The 15,770-nt window shown below is 64.0% G+C and carries 11 protein-coding genes; 8 read left to right on the plus strand and 3 right to left on the minus strand.

Going from position 1 to position 15,770, the window contains the following annotated elements:
- Positions 1–14 precede the first annotated feature (14 nt).
- From NKH73_RS21540 to NKH73_RS21575, 8 genes are all read left to right on the plus strand, one after another.
- On the plus strand, positions 15–1,262 hold the full coding sequence (locus NKH73_RS21540) for an ABC transporter substrate-binding protein (protein ID WP_352936016.1): 1,248 nt from the start codon (positions 15–17) through the stop codon (positions 1,260–1,262).
- 42 nt (positions 1,263–1,304) lie between these two features.
- Positions 1,305–2,075, plus strand: a complete 771-nt coding sequence (locus NKH73_RS21545) for an ABC transporter ATP-binding protein (RefSeq protein WP_352936160.1) — start codon at positions 1,305–1,307, stop codon at positions 2,073–2,075.
- Entirely contained in the window at positions 2,068–4,314 is a 2,247-nt protein-coding gene (locus NKH73_RS21550) for an ABC transporter permease (RefSeq protein ID WP_352936019.1), read from the plus strand. Before NKH73_RS21545 ends, NKH73_RS21550 begins: the two co-directional genes overlap by 8 nt.
- 79 nt (positions 4,315–4,393) lie before the next feature.
- Entirely contained in the window at positions 4,394–6,580 is a 2,187-nt protein-coding gene (locus NKH73_RS21555) for a flotillin domain-containing protein (protein WP_352936022.1), read from the plus strand.
- Positions 6,581–6,658: 78 nt separating this feature from the next.
- On the plus strand, positions 6,659–7,096 hold the full coding sequence (locus NKH73_RS21560) for an SRPBCC family protein (protein ID WP_352936024.1): 438 nt from the start codon (positions 6,659–6,661) through the stop codon (positions 7,094–7,096).
- Positions 7,097–7,106: 10 nt separating this feature from the next.
- A complete protein-coding gene (locus NKH73_RS21565; RefSeq protein ID WP_352936026.1) occupies positions 7,107–8,651 on the plus strand; it encodes an SRPBCC family protein in 1,545 nt (514 codons plus the stop codon).
- A gap of 125 nt (positions 8,652–8,776) precedes the next feature.
- On the plus strand, positions 8,777–9,886 hold the full coding sequence (locus tag NKH73_RS21570; RefSeq protein WP_352936028.1) for a carbohydrate kinase: 1,110 nt from the start codon (positions 8,777–8,779) through the stop codon (positions 9,884–9,886).
- A gap of 30 nt (positions 9,887–9,916) precedes the next feature.
- Positions 9,917–10,843, plus strand: coding sequence for a pseudouridine-5'-phosphate glycosidase (locus NKH73_RS21575; RefSeq protein ID WP_352936162.1), 927 nt, complete (start codon positions 9,917–9,919; stop codon positions 10,841–10,843).
- A 5-nt stretch (positions 10,844–10,848) separates the two neighbouring features.
- Here NKH73_RS21575 and NKH73_RS21580 read toward each other — a convergent pair whose 3' ends face one another.
- From NKH73_RS21580 to NKH73_RS21590, 3 genes are read right to left on the minus strand one after another with little or no spacing between them, the layout of a single operon-like run.
- The gene (locus NKH73_RS21580; RefSeq protein WP_352936030.1) at positions 10,849–12,255 is read right to left on the minus strand and encodes an FAD-binding oxidoreductase; all 1,407 of its coding nucleotides are present in this window, start codon (positions 12,253–12,255) and stop codon (positions 10,849–10,851) included.
- 5 nt (positions 12,256–12,260) lie between these two features.
- Entirely contained in the window at positions 12,261–13,502 is a 1,242-nt protein-coding gene (locus NKH73_RS21585; RefSeq protein ID WP_352936032.1) for a VWA domain-containing protein, read from the minus strand.
- The gene (locus NKH73_RS21590; protein WP_352936034.1) at positions 13,481–15,769 is read right to left on the minus strand and encodes a DUF5682 family protein; all 2,289 of its coding nucleotides are present in this window, start codon (positions 15,767–15,769) and stop codon (positions 13,481–13,483) included. The genes NKH73_RS21585 and NKH73_RS21590 overlap by 22 nt, the downstream gene beginning before the upstream one ends.
- Between the last annotated feature and the right edge of the window lies 1 nt (position 15,770).

The following is a 15,770-nucleotide window of genomic DNA, read 5'->3' on the forward strand; positions in this document are numbered from 1 at the left end:
AAAGGGAGGAAAACATGAGGATACATCGACGCACACTGCTTGCGCTGGCGCTGGCGACTGGGCTGGTCGCTCCGTCGCTTTCGCTTGCTGCCGACGACACGATCAAGATCGGCCTGCTCGCCACCTTCGAGGGCCCATTCACGGTACTCGGCGAAGATGGAGAGCGTGGCGCGAAGACGGCGCTCGACGAGGTCAACGGCATGGTCGCCGGCAAAAAGGTCGAGATCGTCAAAGGATCGTCCGACGCCTCTCCGGACAGCGCCGTGCGCGCAGCGCGCAAGCTGGTCGAGCAGGACGGCGTCAAGGTGCTGGTCGGTCCGCTTTCGGGCGATGAGGGTCTGGCCGTCAAGGACTATGCCAAGACCCAGCCGACCGTGACATTCCTCAATGGCGCCTCGGCAGCCCAGGACACGACATTCCGCAATCCGGCGGACAACTTCTTCCGCTTCGGAACGGACGGCGCCCAGTGGATGGCGGGCCTAGGCACCTATGCCTTCACCGACAAGGGTTACAAGCGGGTCGCCACCGTCGCCGAGGATTATTCCTTCCCGTACACGCAGGTCTTCGGCTTCATGGCCGAGTTCTGCAAGGCCGGCGGCCAGGTGCCGTCCAAGTCCTGGGTGCCGATCGGCAACAAAGACTACTCCTCCGTCATCGCCGCCATTCCCGACGATGTCGACGCCATCTATGTCGCACTCGGCGGCGCCGATGCCGTCAATTTCCTGACGCAATACCAGCAGTCCGGCGGCTCGGCACCCTTGATCGGTGGCTCCATTACCGTCGACCAGACCGTGCTGACCTCGAAGGGCAAGTTGCGCGACGTCCTGATCGGCACGCCGGCCGCCGGCCCGACTGCCGATACCAACGACTCCCCGTCGTGGACGAAATTCGTCGAGCAGTACAAGAAACAGCCCGGCGCCTTCCCGTCGCCCTCGCTCTTTGCTCATGCCTATTACATCAACATGAAAGCCGCGCTGCTTGGCCTCGACAAGGTTGGGGGCGACGTGTCCGATGGCGGTGCAAAGCTGCGAGATGCGCTTTCGACGCTTTCGTTCGAGACGCCGACCGGCAAGGTTTCGCTCGACAAGAACCGTAACGCGATCGCCGATATCTACCTGACCGAGGTCACCGAAGGTTCGGATGGCAATCTCATGAACAAGCTGATCAAGGTTGTTCCGCAGGTCAACCAGACCCTCGGAATACCGGAGGCGGATTTCAGCGCGCTAGGCGCCGTCAGTCGCGATAATCCGAGCTGCCCGTAACCGGCCGTAACGCAGGAGCGATCGCCAGTGGCCGAAAACGACATGGCAGCCCGTCTGCAGGGAACCGGTGCCTATGCACTGGAACTGGACGGCGTTGCGCGTCATTTCGGTGCTCTGGTGGCGCTCTCGGGCATCAATATGAGGATCGCGGCCGGCGAACGGCGCGCGGTTCTCGGCTCCAACGGCGCCGGCAAGACCACACTGTTCAATGCCGTGACCGGCGACTTTCTGCCGACCGCCGGCCGCATCCGTTTTTTCGGCGAGGATATCACCGACCTGCCGCCGCATGAACGCATCCGGCGTGGCCTGAGGCGCACCTATCAGATTTCGCAACTGTTCAAGGGCCTGTCGGTCCTCGATTCCATTTTCTTGGCATGCCGGGGCGTGTCGCGCCGGCGGTTCTCGTTGCTTCGACCCAAGGCCACCGACGTCAACAGGGTGCAGGCGGAATCGATCCTGCACGCTGTGCATCTGGAAGCCTGGCGCGACGCGCTGGTGGCGACGCTCAGCCATGGCCAGCAACGGCAGTTGGAGATCGCATTGGCGCTGGCTGGTGCGCCGCGTTTCATCCTCTTCGACGAACCGGCGGCAGGGCTGTCGCCGACCGAGCGCCGCGATCTGGTGGCGATCCTCAATGGGCTGCCGAAGCATATCGGCTATGTTATCATCGAACACGATCTCGACGTTGCGCTGCGTGTCTCGGAGTATGTTTCGATGATGCACAATGGCCGCTTGTTCAAGGAGGGCACGCCGCAAGAGATCGAAGCTGATCCGGAGGTCCAGGAAATCTATCTCGGAGGCAAGCATGGCTGAACGCCGCGTTCCTGCCGGCCCCATATCTCCGTTCGGCCCAACGCCTCCGTCCGGGAAGGCGGTCCTCAGAATAGAGGATTTGCAAGTCTATTACGGCGAGAGCCATGCGCTGCAGGGCGTGTCACTGACGTTGGACAGCGGCGTACTGTCGGTCGTCGGCCGCAACGGTATGGGCAAGACGACGCTCTGCAACACCATCACGGGGCTGAAGCGCGCGCGCTCCGGGTCGATCCGGGTCAACGGCCGCGAGATTTCCTCACTCGAACCGCATGAGATTCACCGGTTCGGCGTCGGCTATGTGCCGCAGGGCCGGCGCGTCTGGCCAAGCCTGACGGTCGACGAGCATCTGCGCCTCGCGGCCGGCAACCGGCGTGATGCGAATTGGACGGTCGAGCGCGTCTATCAGATTTTTCCGCGCCTCGCCGAACGCCGGACCAATGGCGGATCGCAGCTCTCCGGCGGCGAACAGCAGATGCTGGCGATCTCGCGCGCGCTGTTGAGCGATCCGAAGCTGCTGGTCATGGACGAGCCGACCGAGGGGCTCGCACCTGTCATCGTCGGGCAAGTCGAGCGTATGCTGGTGACGCTGGCCGAGGAAGGCGAGATGGCAATCCTCGTCATCGAACAGAATATCGGCGTCGCCACCGCTGTGTCCGATCGCGTCGCCATTATGGTCAACGGGCGCATCAACCGGGTCATGGATGCCGCAGCACTTGCCGCCGACCGTGAACTGCAGCAGCGACTGCTCGGTGTCGGCCGCCATTCAGACGAGTCCGCTATGACGCCAGCGGCGGCGGCACAGGCGCAACAACAGCTGGCCGAAGTCTATCGCATCGATCGAGGTGCTTCGCAGGACGCTGCTCCGCGAGACGGCATCTACCGCCCGGTGACCGAACTGCCGAACCGCTGGAATGTGCCGGTGACGGCGATGCGGCAAGCGGCGGTCGAGAAGGCAGCGCCGCAGGACGAGCTGAAAAAGGTCTTCGCCATTCCCTTCGCCGAACGTATCGGCAGGACCGTTCTGGTCGCCGGCACTTTCGACACCAAGGCCAAGGAATTGCGCTTCGTCGCCGACCGCCTGAAATCGCTAGGTGTACCGGTGCGCACCGTCGACCTGTCGACGTCGGGAAAGCCGTCGAGCGCCGATGTTCCCGCCATGCAGGTCGCCGGCATGCATGCGCTGGGGTCTTCGGCCGTTTTCATCAATGATCGCGGCGGTTCGGTAAGCGCCATGGCCGAAGCCTTTGCGCGCTGGATCGAGCGCGAGCCGCGCATCGGCGGGGTTATTTCGGCGGGCGGTTCCGGCGGCACCACGCTGGCCACGGCTGGCATGCGCAGGCTGCCCGTCGGTATACCTAAGCTGATGGTCTCGACTGTCGCCGCCGGCGACGTCGCCAAATATGTCGGCGGCGCCGACATCATGATGTTCCATTCGGTGGCAGACGTTCAGGGGTTGAACTCGATCACCGAACAGGTGCTTTCCAACGCCGCGCATGCGATGGCGGGTATGGTCGCGCAGCTTCCCAATGCCGAGGCGTGGGAGGCCAAACGCAAGCTGGCGCGTCCGGCCGTCGGCATCACCATGTTCGGCGTCACCACGCCGGCAGTGCAGGCGGCGACCAAGCGTCTTGAAGCGGACTATGACTGTCTTGTCTTCCATGCCACCGGAATTGGTGGGCGCGCCATGGAAAATCTCGGTGACTCCCGGCATCTCTCAGCCTTCCTCGACCTGACCACGACCGAAGTCGCCGACATGATTGTCGGCGGCGTGTTCCCGGCGACCGACGACCGCTTTGGCGCGGCGATCCGTACCGGCTTGCCCTATGTCGGCTCGACCGGGGCGCTGGACATGGTCAATTTCGGCCCGCGCGACACGGTGCCGGAGAAATTCAGAAGCCGTAACTTCGTCATCCACAATCCGAACGTCACGCTGATGCGGACCACGCGCGACGAGAACCGCGCCTTCGGCGAATGGATCGGCGCCCGCCTCAACGCGATGAATGGCCCGGTGCGGTTCCTGCTGCCGGAGGGCGGCGTGTCGATGCTCGACGCCCCAGGCCAGCCGTTTCACGATCCGGAGGCCGACAATGCGCTGTTCGAGGCGATCGAGAAGACCGTCCGCCAGACGCCGCTGCGCCATGTCGAGCGCGTCCGGTCGAACATCAACGAACCGTCTTTCGTCGACGCAGCCATCAACGCGTTCCAGGCGATCACGCCGAAATTGCAGAGGCGGGCGTGATGGTTTTCGCGTTGGCGGATTATGGAATTGATGCCGGTCGCCGGTGGCTGACCGCATCCTGTTTGGGAGGGTAGAAAGAATGGCCGCGCAGACCTTTGGCGCTTTCCTTTTGTGGCTGATCATTGCCGCGATCGTCGTGGTGATCGCCGTCTATGTTCTCAGATGGCTTTATCGCCGCTCGACCAAGGAGACGGCATTCGTGCGCACCGGCTTCATGGGCGAGAAGGTGGTGGTCAATGGCGGCGCCTTCGTCATTCCGGTGCTGCACGAAATCACGCCGGTCAACATGAATGTCTCGCGCATCGAGGTGCGCCGCGAAGATGGTTTTGCGCTGATCACCAAAAACCGGATGCGCGTCGATCTGGTCGCCGAGTTCTTTGTCCGTGTCGGGGCGAGCCGCGAGCTGGTTGCCGCAGCCGCTCAGACGCTCGGCCGCCGTACGCTGCAGCCCGACAGTCTGCGCGAACTGCTTGAAGGCAAGTTTGCGGGCGCCATGCGCACGGTCGCGGCCCAGATGACGCTCGAGGAGATGCACGAGTTGCGCGGCGACTACGCCGCCAAGGTCCGCCAACTCGCCTCGGAATCGCTCGCCGCCAACGGGCTCGAACTGGAGAGCGTCGCCATCGTCGACCTCGACCAGACCAGCCTCGAATATTTCGATCCCTCCAACGCCTTCGACGCCGAAGGCCTGACCCAGCTCACCGAATCGATCGAGACGCGGCGCAGGATGCGCAACGAGATCGAGCAGCGCACGCTGGTCGATATCCGCAACCAGAACCTCGATACCCAGCGCAAGGTGCTGGAGATCGACCGCGACACCGAATATGCCCGCCTCGAACAGGAGCGCGAAGTCGAGATACGCCGCGCCTCGCAGCGTTCCGAACTCGCCATCGAGCGCGCACTGCGTGACCAGGAGTCGGAGCAGGCGCAGCTTTCTTCGCGCGAAGCGGTCGAGAAATCGCGCCTCAACCAGGAGCGCAACATCACCGAGGAGCGCATCAAGAACGAAGAAGACACCCAGCGCCGCGAGATTGCCCGACGCCGTGCGCTCGACGAGACGGAAATGAAAATGCGCGAACTGACCGAGCGCGAGCAGATAGCGCTCGAGCTTGCGCTGGAGAAGGCGCGCATCGAGCGTGAAGGCACGCAGAGCCAACTGGAGATCGAGCGCAAGAAGGCGCTCGAAATCGCCGAGCTCGAACGTCAGATCGCCTTGGCGGAAAAAGCGCTCGAGGTCACCAGGGCCGAAGCGGAAAAGCGACGCGCCGAAATTGTCGAGAACCAGACGACCGAAACGGCCCGTATCGATCAGGAGCGCGCCATCGATGAAGTGAGGATTGCGCGGGAACGTCACCTCGAAGCGCTGCAGATCGCCAAGCGCCAGGCTTTCGAAGAGGCCGAGATATCGGCCAGCGAAGAAGTCGAGCGCGCCCGCATCACCACCGAGCGCGGCATCGAGGAAGCCCGGCTGATCAAGGACCGCGACCTGCGCCAGCTTGGTGTCGACCGCGACCAGAAGATCGAGATCGCCGAGATCCAGAAGGCCATCGACATCGCCAAGAAGACGCAGGAGCGGTCTTCGGCAATCGCTGCTTCGGAAGCGGTCCGCGCCAAGGCCATCCAAGCCGAGGAGCAGGCCTTCACTGCCCGCGAACGCGAGATCGCCGAACGCCGCAAATTGACCGACCTGATCGGCGCCGCCCGTGAGGCAGAGCGCGAGGCCCTGCGCATAACCGCGGCGGCCGATGCCGAGATGAAGGCTGCCAAAAGCCTCGCCGAAGCGCAGAAGATCGCCGCCGTCGCCTCGGCCGAATCCGAAAAGATTCACGCCCTTGCCGCGGCCCAGCGCTACGAGGTCGACGCCGCCGGTCACCGCCAGCTCAACGAGGCCGAAAACCTGCTCTCCGATGAGGCTCGCGCCGGCCGTCTGCGCGGCAAATTGCTCGACCATATGGAAGGCATCATCCGCGAAAGCGTCAAGCCGATGGAGAAGATCGACGGCATCAAGATCTTGCATGTCGATGGCATCAATGGCGGGCCCGGAGGCAACCGCAACGTCACCGACGAAGTGATCGATTCGGCGCTGCGCTATCGGGTACAGGCGCCGATGATCGACAATCTCATGAAGGAGATAGGCATCGAGGGCGGTTCGCTCGGGCGGATGACCGATGTGCTGCGTGACGCCAAGGACATTTCGAGCCTGACCCGCGACAAGAAAGGCAAGGGCAAGATCAGCAAGGACGACGATGACGATCGCGACCGCTGACTTGATCGTGCAGTCCATGCGGTGCGCAATCGAATCGGAATGTCTCGGCCGCTTGTGTCACGCTGGCGGCTGCCTGGCATGACCAAGGTCTATGTTTCCTCGGTCATTCCTGCGCCGGCGGCGGAGGTCTGGAAGGTCGTTCGCGATTTCAACGCGCTGCCAAGCTGGGCGCCGTTCGTCACCGAAAGCCGCATCGAGCAAAATGCGCATCCCGACCAGATCGGTTGTATCAGAAATTTCGTGCTCAGGGATGGCGGGCGGATTCGCGAAAGATTGCTGGCGCTGTCCGACTATGACCTGTCCTGCAGCTACGCGATCCTGGAAAGCCCGATGGCGGTGGAAAATTACATCTCAACGCTGTCGCTGACGCCGATCACCGATGGCAATTTGACCTTGGCCGAGTGGCAGGCTGAGTTCGACTGCGCCCCCGAACGCGAGGCAACGCTGACGCACCAGATCGGCACCGGCGTATTCCAGGCTGCGCTCAGCGCACTGAAGCAGCGCTTCGGGCGCTGACGCCTGCGCTATGGTTCAAGTCCGCCAGAGCACAATCATCAATGCGCCGATCGAGGACGTCTGGTCGATCCTGCGCGACTTCAACGGTCATGAGCGCTGGCATCCGGCCATCGCGTTCAGCGAGATCGATGGCGGCGAGCCGGTCGATGCGGTGGGGTCGGTGCGTCATTTCCGGCTGGCCGACGGCGGCGAATTGCGCGAGCAGCTTCTGGCGCTGTCCGATAAGGACTTTCGGCTGAGCTATTGCCTGCTCGAAGCACCGCTGCCGCTGATGGGCTATGTCGCATCGATCCGGCTGAAGCCGGTGACCGACGGCAACGCCACTTTCTGGGAGTGGCGGTCCGAGTTCCATCCACCCGCGCATCGTCGCGACGAGCTGGTCAAGCTCGTCACCGAGGGCATCTACCAAGCCGGTTTTGAGGCTATTCGCAGCCTTTTGCGTCGAAAGCCGAAAACCGCACCTTTCCATGCGAGAGCGCCGGTGGTCGCTCCGACACCATCGGCAGCCCTGCCGCGGACCGCGCCTGCAATATCTTCCGGGCCCACATCTTCCGGAGCCACGACTTCGGGCCAGATCGAGAGAACCAGGGCGATCCTCGTCGAAAAATATGGCGGGCCGGAGGTGCTGCAGCTGAAAGACATCGCATTGCCGCCGCCCGCGCCGAACGAGGTGCAAATTCGTCATACGGCGATCGGCGTCAATTTCATCGACGTCTATTGCCGCACCGGCTATTTCGACCTCCTGCAGCCGCCTGATGTGCCCGGCATGGAGGCTGCAGGCGTCATTGAAGCGCTTGGTTCGGAGGTTTTGGGCTTTTCAGCCGGCGACCGCGTCGCCTATGCCTGCCCGCCGGTCGGCGCCTATGCCGAGCGGCGCAACATGGCGCCCGATCTGCTGGTCCGGCTCTCGGACGACGTTTCCGACGAGACCGCGGCCGCGAGCCTGCTCAAAGGCGTCAGCGCGAGTTTCCTGCTGCACGACGTCCATGCCGTGCAGCCAGGCTCCGTCGTTCTCATTCACGCCGCCGCCGGCGGTATCGGCCAGCTTCTGGTGCAGTGGGCCCGCCATTTAGGGGCAACGGTCATTGCCACGGTATCGAGCGACGACAAGGCGCGGATCGTCGAACGTCTTCGCGCGCATCACGTCATCGTTTATTCGCGCGATAATTTCGCTGAAGCCGTTATGCGCCTGACCGGCGGCGCTGGTGCCGATGTCGCCTATGACGCGGTCGGCAACGACACGTTCGGCGGTTCACTAGCGGCACTCGGCATTCGCGGCCATCTCGTCAGTTTCGGGCAAACCTCCGGACCGGTCGGCAACTGGGATATCGGCCGATTTGCATCGAAGTCGATCACCATATCGCGTCCCAATTACGCCCATTATACCGACACTCCGGCAAAGCTTTCGCCGCACGTCGATCGTTTCTTCGCAGCGCTACGGCAAGGCGTCGTCAGGATCGAGCCCCCCAGACGCTACAGCCTGACCAATGCCGGCGAGGCCCACCGCGACCTCGAATCCAGGCAGACCACGGGCGCATTGATGCTGGTGCCGTAGCCACCGCTCTGCTCAGTACACCCGCTAGACCGGCATCACTGTGCCTCCCGCGCAAACAAATGTTGACAAAGTCATCTGTTGTCCTTCATATCAGAAGGCCTTCAGTCGAACAGGCCGGTGAAGTGATGGACGACCTTGGAGCACAGGAACAAGCGGTTCTGGATCTCATCGCGGCGAACCCGTTCGCCGGCCAGCAGGACATAGCAACCGCGCTAGGCATCGCCCGCTCGACCGTCGCGGCCCACATCATGCAGCTCGTCAACAAGGGTTACATTCTCGGCCGTGGCTATGTGTTGCCGGCCTCCAAGCGTATGATCTGCATCGGCGGCGCGGTTCTGGACCGCAAATACCACGCCAAGAAGGATCTGATCTTCGAGACGTCGAACCCGGTCGACGGCTATCGCAGCTTCGGCGGTGTCGCCCGCAACGTCGCCGAGAACCTTGTCCGCCTCGGCGTCGACGTCAGCTTCGTCTCGATTGTCGGTGACGATGAAACCGGCCGCTCGCTGGTGCGGCATTTGCGCGACCTCGGCGCCGACGTCAGCCAGGTCATCACCACCACGGAACGACCGACGGCCGAATATGCGGCCATCCTCGATCCCAACAACGATCTCGTGCTCGGCATTGCCGACATGGAGATCTTCGATCTGTTTTCGCCATCCTATCTCGACCGCTTCTGGCCGCATCTCGCTTCGGCGACCTGGGTGTTCATCGACTGCAACCTGCCGGCCGCGACGATCGAAGCGCTGATGTCACGCAAACAGGGCGCGCGCTTCAAGCTCGCCGTCGACACGGTCTCGTCGCCGAAATCCGCACGCTTGCCGAAGGACCTGACCGGCATCGACCTGTTGTTCACCAACCACGACGAGGCCAACGCGATGCTTGGCATCGCCGACGCCGACAAGCGGCTGAAGCCGAAGGAAGCCGCGGCGGCGCTGCGCGCGGCAGGTGCTGCCGAGGTCATCGTGACCATGGGCGCGCATGGATTTGCGGTGGCGACCGAAAGCGGCTTGGCGACGATGCGTTCCGTCCCGGCCCGCGCGGTCGACATCACCGGCGCCGGCGACGCGATGATTGCCGGCACCATGTACAAGGTGCTTTCGGGAGATCCCGTGCTCGACGCAGCGCGCGCCGGGGCGCTGCTCGCCACGCTGACCACCGAGAGCGAATCCAGCGTCCATCCCGATCTGTCGCCGCGCTTCCTCACCGCCGGCATGTACCGCATTCCCGCTTGAAAGTGGGACGACCCTGAAAGTGACACGATGATGAAATCTTCCCTCCTCCACCTGAACGACGAAGTCGCGGCAGCGCTTCGAGACGGCCGCGCGATGGTGGCGCTGGAATCGACGATCATCACCCATGGCATGCCCTATCCTGCCAATCTGGAGACCGCGCGCGGCGTCGAAACCGTGGTGCGCGAGAACGGCGCCGTGCCCGCCACGATCGCGGTGGTCGCCGGCAAGATCAAAGTCGGGCTTGATGACCGTGAGCTGGAACGGCTTGCCGCGGCTAAGGACGTGGTCAAGGCGTCAGGGCGCGACCTCGCCGCCATCATGGTGCGCGGCGGCTCGGCCGGAACCACCGTCTCGGCGACGATGCGGATTGCTGCGCTCGCCGGCATCGGCATTTTCGCAACCGGCGGCGTCGGCGGCGTGCATCGTGGCGCCGAGGCCACCTTCGATATCTCGGCCGACCTTACCGAACTCGGCCAGACCGGCACGACCGTCGTCTGCGCCGGCGTGAAATCGATCCTCGATATTGCAAAGACGCTGGAATATCTGGAGACCCAGCGCGTGCCGGTGATTGCCTATCAGAGCGACGATTTTCCTGCCTTCTATACGCGCTCCAGCGGACTGAAAGCCGATCACCGCCTCGACACGCCGGAGGACATTGCGGGGGCCATGCTGCTGCACGAGCAGATCGGCTCGGGCACCGGCATCCTCGTCGCCAACCCGATTCCGGAAGTGGATGCGCTCGATCCGGCCTTCACCGACGGCACGATCGCCGCGGCCGTGGCCGAAGCCGGGACACGCGGCATCGGCCGCAAGGAGCTGACGCCGTTCCTGCTCGCCCGCATCAATGAGCTTTCGCAAGGCCGCAGCCTGAAGGCCAATATCGCGCTGGTCCGCAACAACGCCGCGCTCGCCGCTCGCGTCGCAGTAGCGCATGCGCGGTTAAAGGGCATGAAATAGAGGCGCTATCGGCCTTCGATTTCAGCCGGTGAGAGATCGAAGACCCGCCCGGCATTGAGGATATTGTTCGGGTCAAACACCGCTTTCAAGCGCCGCATGGCCGCGATCTCGGTATCGCTGCGCACTAGGTGCAACCATTCCTTCTTGTCGAGGCCGATGCCATGCTCGGCCGAGACGCCGCCGCCGGCCGCGGCGACGCCACGATAGACGATGTCGTACGCCGCCGCCGGATCCACGGTGCGCACCTGATAGTGCAGATTGCCATCGCCAAGATGGCCGAAGACGTAGATGTCGGCGCTGGGGTCGACAGTCCTGATCGCGGCTTCTGCTTCTTGCAGGAAAGCCCCCATCCTTGCCAGCGGGATGCTGATGTCGACGCCGATCAGGCCTTTCATTGAAAACAGGAAGCGGTTGGCATCCTCGCGCACCGCCCACAGCGCACGGAACTCGCGCGGCGACTGCGAGACGACCACGTCGTCGACCATGCCGTCCTCGACCGCCTGCATCAGAACAGCAGCAAATCGGTCGCCGTCGCGCTCGGGCTCGTTGCCCTGGATCTCGGCCAGCACATAGACGGGTGACCCCACGGGCAGCGGCGCCGGTGCATCCATCCCGGCGACCATGGCACCGTAGAGCGGCGCGAAATTCACCTCATAGGCCGACAGCAACGGCCCGAGCTTCTGCCTGAGCAGCGCAAGCAGCGCGATTGCCGCATCGAGCGACGCAAGCGCGCAGAAGGCGTTGACCTCGGTGGCCGGCTTCGGGTGCAGCCGCAGGCAAGCGCGCGTGACGACGCCGAGCGTGCCTTCGCTGCCGACGAAGAGCTGGTTGAGGTCGTAACCGGAATTGTTCTTGGGCAAGCCCTTGAGCGAGGTCAGGATGCTGCCGTCGGCAAGCACCGCTTCCAGGCCGAGCACCTGCGCCCGATACATGCCGTAGCGCAGCACGCGGATGCCCCCGGCATTGGTGGCAACATTGCCGCCGACCGTAGCCGTGCCGCGCGCGCCGATATCGACGCCGAACAGCAAGCCAGCCGCATCGGCCGCGTCCTGCACCATTTGCAGCGGCGCGCCGGCCTCGGCGACGATCGTCGCGGCCTCGCGGTCGACAGCCTCTATCGCAGTCATGCGCTCCAGCGACAGCACCGCCTCGCCGGGCTGGATGCGCGCAGCACCCGCAAGCCCGGTCCGGCCACCCTGGACAACAAGCCTCTGCCCCGCCTCGTTGCAGAAGCGCAGAATGTCCGACACCTCGCCGGCAGTACGCGGACGCAGCACGAACTCCGGCGGTGAGCCGGCTTTGCCGTCGGGATCTTCCCTGTAACGTGGTCCTGCCTCGTCGGCTAAAACAATCGCTGACCTGTCCAGCCGCTTTTCCAGCCGCGACAGGAGCTCGACAACCCTCTGGGACATGGCGCTCACTCGTCTGCCCTAGGCGCCTCGGCGTCGGCGCGAATGAGCTTGATATCCGCCCCCGCCGCCCAGGCGCCGATATCTTCCCGGCGCAGTGCCGCCGCCATCATATCCGGAAACAGATCCGGTGTGCAGGCGAAGACAGGAATACCAAGTGCCGCGACCGAACCTGCCATCGTGGGATCGTAGCCGGGCCGGCCCTGATCGGTCAGCGCCAGAAGCACGACGACATTGACGCTGGATCGAACCAGCGCGGCCAGTCGCCGCAGTAGTTCCTGGCCGTTGCCGCCTTCATAGAGATCGGTGATCAGCACCAGATGCGACTTGGCTGGCCGCTCGATACGGTCGGCGCAGTATGCGACGGCCTGATTGATATCGGTACCGCCGCCAAGCTGCACGCCGAACAGCACTTCGACGGGGTCGCTGAGTTCCTCGGTAAGGTCGACGATGGTCGTGTCGAAGCAAACGAGCTTGGTGCGAACAACCGGCAGTGAGGCCATGACGGCTGCGAAGACCGAGGCGTAGATCACTGAGCTCGCCATCGAGCCGGACTGGTCGACACAGAGAACGACTTCGTCGAGATCGACCAGCCGGCGCTGCTTGCGCATGAAACCAACCAGCTTCTCCGGAACGATGGTCTTGTGCTCGGGTTGGTAGTGGCGAAGGTTAGCCGAGATGGTACGCTGCCAGTCGATATCGCGCGAACGCGGGCGGTTGGTGCGCCTCGACCGGTCGAGCGCGCCGCGTATCGCTTCGGCGGTCTTCTGCTCCAGCTTTTGCATCAGCTTGGCGACGATATCGGCGATGATCGTGCGGGCGATGTCCTTGGTCTTGGCCGGCATGACCGAGCGCAGCGAAACCAGGTCGGCGACCAGGTTGACGTCCGCCTCGATCGCCTTGAGGAATTCCGGCTCCATCAGCATCTGCTTCAAGTCGAGCCGTTCGAAAGCATCTTTCTGGACGATCTGAACGACCTGCGCGGGAAAGAAGGAGCGAATGTCGCCCATCCATTGCGCAACGCGCGGCGCCGACCGGCCGAGCCCACCGCGCCGCTTGCGGGGGTCGCTGGCCGCCGCGTTGGCGCCGTCGCCGTAAAGTGCGTCGAGCGCCGCCGAAAGTCGTTTGTCGTCGCTGGAAAGTGCTGCCGACGCCTCGTCATCGGCGCCGATCGCCAGTCGCCAGCGGCGCTCCCTTCCGCCATCGGCAGTGAGTGGGCCGGGCTCATTCATTTCGCTCTCGTCATCCATTTGCCGTTTTGTCCCATGAGCAACGGTCCAAGCAGCTCCAGGTGCCGGCGCCATGCCTCGCCCCCATCCGGCGACGGCGTCAGGCCAGCCGGCAGGCGCGCAGCGCGGCCGAGGACCGCTTCGATCAGCCGGCGGCGTTCCATGCTGTCCAGATTGGAAAAGACACGACGCAGCAATGGCAGGTGCGCGATGAAAGCATCTTCGTCCAGGGATTTGAGCCACCCATCGACCGCACCGCGCAGACCCTCGTCATAAATCAGCCGTTGACCGGCTGTGCTGAAGAACCCTTCGAAGAACCCGGCCGCCTCGGCCACCGGCGTGCCTGGCGACAGGCGTCGCCCGAGCAGCCCGGCAGCGGCTTCGGCGGATAGGCGACCGGCCTCGTAGAGAAGGTGCGCGGCACATCCTGCCAGCAGCGCCGTCGACCGTGACCCCTCCAGCACGGCAGCCAGCCCGTTGCACCATCCGTCCAGCACGTCTTGCCCGGGCTCGACCAGTCTGATCGCCTCATCGGCCTTGCGCATCGCACCAACCAGTGTCGCGGCGGCTTGCTCATCCAGATCGCGCGCAGCATAGGGAAGCGCGATCGCACTTTCGACGATCAGCCGCTCCATGAGGCCGGACAGCCGGTTCGTCTCCGTCTTGCGAGCCTCGCCGTAACGGATGATGTCGGCGAGCGGCGGCACCGACGCCAGGATCTCCAGGCATTCGCTGCTGTGCGCCGCTCGTGCCTCCAACGCCGCGAGGCTGGCAGTCGATGCTTCCGACAAGCCTGCGGTGATGGCGCTCTGGACCAGTGCCGCAAGCGTGTCGAGGGTCGCGGCCGTTTCGATCATCTGGATCAGGCGGCCGTTGGCAGCCTTTTCGATGGTCGGCCCGTAAATCAGGTGCTCGACCAGACGGACGGAATATTCCGGATCCCATGCCAGCGTCCACCGCTCGCGAAAGGTGCCACGACTGCGGCCGCTGTCCGTCAATCTGCCCCAATGCACACCAAGCACGTTCAGCCGATGCAGCAGTGTCGAGCGAAACAGCCCGCTATCACTTCGCAGGTCTACGGATAATTCCCGCTCAAGCGCCTCGGGCTTCAGCCGCGCTGCCTTCTGGTTGCGCTGCAGATCTTCGATCAATGGCGCCAACGGCGTGTCGGGTGGAATTTCCCCAACGTCCGCACCTAGAAGCAACTCAGCCTCGACCAGAGCCCACAGCAACGCTTCGCCATTGAACAGAGCCGCAATCGCAGCGTCGCGCAATTCCTCAAACCCGGGTTTCGGCCGCTCTCGAATTGCGGCGAGCGTCCGGGCGAGCCGCTCCGCTTCGATCAACGAAGCGGTCGAGATCAGGTGACCTTTCGCCCGCAACACCGCCGTGATCGTTGCAAGCCATAGGGTTGCCGCATCGTGACGGCCGCGCGTGCGCCAAAGATGTTTGCACCAGCCGGGTGCGACGACGCCCGCGCCATAGCCGTAGCCCAGCGCCAGACGCGGTCCCGTCCACGGCGCCCATGTCATCGTGCTCTTGCGCCGCGCGATCCCCTTGAGCAGGGCTTGATCGTTTTTCTGCGAGTGTGTGGCCTGCAGTGCCGGCACATGCCATGCCCCGCAGACGACAGCGACAGGTCCGTCGAATTCCTTTCGCGCAGCGGCGATTTCGAGCCGCATGTGCGCTTCGCGCTGGGCCTCGAACTCAGCGATCGGACCCTCGCCGTCCCGCAGTGTCGTCATCGCATCGGCGATGGCCGCGAATATAGGGCCGGGTTCCGGGTTCTGTTCAATGATGTCGGACCACCAGCTTTCTCCGTCCTCATAGCCGGCAGCCCTTGCGAGTGTACCTATCGGGTCACGCCGATGCGGGGCCGCTTCGCCGTCCTCGCCGCCGGCTTCGTCCGTGGGCTCGGCTCTGTCGGGATCGTCGGTCTTGTTCGCGCCATCCGTTACCGCCGCCGTAAACCGCGCCGATGACGGCAGGTCGATGAACCGCAACGCCGCCTTGTGGCCAACGGCCCACAGCACCGCCTGGTATTCGGGCGAGAACTCAGCGAAAGGCCAGAAGCTTGTCGAAGCCGGATCGTCCTCGGGATAGCAAAGCAGCGCCACCGGCGGCTGCATTTCCGGGCGCGCCAGCAAGGGTAGCAGCGGGGAGGCGTCGATCGGCCCCTCTATCAGCACGACGACCGGCTTCAAATCCCGTAGCGCCTGCACCAGGCTGTCGGCGGAACCAGGCCCGTGATGGCGTATGCCGAAATAGGCGATGTCGCCGTGTCCCACG

The organism is Mesorhizobium sp. M0938 (assembly GCF_040319125.1).
Classification (GTDB): domain Bacteria; phylum Pseudomonadota; class Alphaproteobacteria; order Rhizobiales; family Rhizobiaceae; genus Mesorhizobium; species Mesorhizobium robiniae.

Bases quoted from the DNA above. Each gene is read 5' to 3' on its own strand.
- NKH73_RS21560 (WP_352936024.1), top strand. From the start codon at position 6,659: ATGACCAAGGTCTATGTTTCCTCGGTCATTCCTGCGCCGGCGGCGGAG.
- NKH73_RS21575 (WP_352936162.1), top strand. From the start codon at position 9,917: ATGAAATCTTCCCTCCTCCACCTGAACGACGAAGTCGCGGCAGCGCTT.
- NKH73_RS21550 (WP_352936019.1), top strand. From the start codon at position 2,068: ATGGCTGAACGCCGCGTTCCTGCCGGCCCCATATCTCCGTTCGGCCCA.
- NKH73_RS21585 (WP_352936032.1), bottom strand. From the start codon at position 13,502: ATGGATGACGAGAGCGAAATGAATGAGCCCGGCCCACTCACTGCCGAT.
- NKH73_RS21580 (WP_352936030.1), bottom strand. From the start codon at position 12,255: ATGTCCCAGAGGGTTGTCGAGCTCCTGTCGCGGCTGGAAAAGCGGCTG.
- NKH73_RS21545 (WP_352936160.1), top strand. From the start codon at position 1,305: ATGGCAGCCCGTCTGCAGGGAACCGGTGCCTATGCACTGGAACTGGAC.
- NKH73_RS21540 (WP_352936016.1), top strand. From the start codon at position 15: ATGAGGATACATCGACGCACACTGCTTGCGCTGGCGCTGGCGACTGGG.
- NKH73_RS21565 (WP_352936026.1), top strand. From the start codon at position 7,107: ATGGTTCAAGTCCGCCAGAGCACAATCATCAATGCGCCGATCGAGGAC.
- NKH73_RS21570 (WP_352936028.1), top strand. From the start codon at position 8,777: ATGGACGACCTTGGAGCACAGGAACAAGCGGTTCTGGATCTCATCGCG.
- NKH73_RS21555 (WP_352936022.1), top strand. From the start codon at position 4,394: ATGGCCGCGCAGACCTTTGGCGCTTTCCTTTTGTGGCTGATCATTGCC.